The sequence below is a fragment of the Burkholderia sp. E168m23 genome, from assembly GCF_016586125.1.
GTDB classification, from domain to species: Bacteria; Pseudomonadota; Gammaproteobacteria; order Burkholderiales; family Burkholderiaceae; genus Burkholderia; species Burkholderia orbicola.
In genome coordinates, this window is sequence record NZ_BCPP01001417.1 from 1 (window position 1) to 1,216 (window position 1,216).

Sequence of the window (1,216 nt, forward strand, 5' to 3'; positions counted from 1 at the left end):
GCGAGCGGCGACAGCACGGTGCCCGCGGCGCGCAGCCGGTCGTGTGCGTCGGCGGCCGCGCGGGCATTGTCCGCATCGACTTCGGTGAAGACGACGGCGCCCTGTCCCGACGGATCGGCGATCCGGTCGAGCGCGGTGTCGACGAGCGCGCGGCTCGTGGTCCGGCCGGCGGCGAGGTCGGCGGCGAGCTGGGCGAGCGGGGGGAACGGCGTGAAAGTGGTCATGGCGGCTCAGGGGCGAAGATGTTGAAGAAGCGTGGAGCGGAACGAATCGATATGGCCTTCGACGGCCGCGCGCGCGCCGGCGGCGTCGCGGGCGGACAGCCGGTCGAACAGCGCGCGATGCTCGTGCTGGACGTCGGCGAGATGGTGCGGTTCGGACAGCGTGACGAACCAGAAGCGCAGCGAGCGCTCATGCAGCGCGCGCAGGATGTCGGCGAGCACCGCATTGCGCGCGGCCGCGGCGATCGTCTGATGAAACGCGCGGTCGAGCTCCATCATGCCCTCGACGTCGTGCGTGTCGACGCAGGCCTGCCCATCGTCGAGCAGCGCGGCCAGGCGCGCGAGATCGTCGGGCGTTGCATGGCGCGCGGCGAGTTCGGCGCAGTGCGCTTCGTTGATGCGCCGCACGTCGATCACCGCGACGATGTCGTCGAGCGAGAGCGGCTGCACCATCAAGCCCTTGCGCGGTATCACGGACAGCAGCCCTTCGAGCACGAGCCGATGCACGGCCTGGTGCACCGGCGTGCGGCCGATTCCGGTGCGTGCAACGAGGTCGGCTTCGTTGAGCGCGGCGCCCGGCTTCAGGCGCATCGTGATGATGTCCCGCTGGATCAGCGCGTACGCGCGATCGGCGAGGCTGGCCGGCGACGCGGCGGGGCGGGCGCGGGTGACGTCGGTCAGGGTGCTCATGGCGATTGCGGCATCGGGGTCGGAAGGGGCGCCATCATGGCGCGGATGCTCGGGAAGCGTGGGGGCGATCCCTGGATATTATTGTGATATATCACTGATGTCCAGCGAGGTTGACGTCAAACGGGCAGCGCCGGTGCGTGAGGCAGCCGCTCTTCGGCGCGACTTGCCATCGACTTGCAACAATATCGACAGGATGTTGCAGGTTTGCCGCGCGATCGTGCACTGAAGCATAATGAATCCTCGTCTATCCTTACGCGCGAGCGACGCACCAGACCATCGTCATGAGCGAAAACACGCCTTCTTCG

The 1,216-nt window shown here is 68.3% G+C and carries 1 protein-coding gene and 1 pseudogene; both read right to left on the reverse strand.

Annotated features, from left to right (window positions below):
- Positions 1–224: pseudogene (locus JMF90_RS37790) on the reverse strand (amidase); the annotation flags it as partial.
- Positions 225–230: 6 nt separating this feature from the next.
- The gene (locus JMF90_RS37795; RefSeq protein WP_077178004.1) at positions 231–911 is read right to left on the reverse strand and encodes a GntR family transcriptional regulator; all 681 of its coding nucleotides are present in this window, start codon (positions 909–911) and stop codon (positions 231–233) included.
- Positions 912–1,216: the final 305 nt, after the last annotated feature.

What these genes read in the sequence shown, in the direction of transcription:
- JMF90_RS37795 (WP_077178004.1), bottom strand. Translation starts at nt 911, where the DNA reads ATGAGCACCCTGACCGACGTCACCCGCGCCCGCCCCGCCGCGTCGCCG.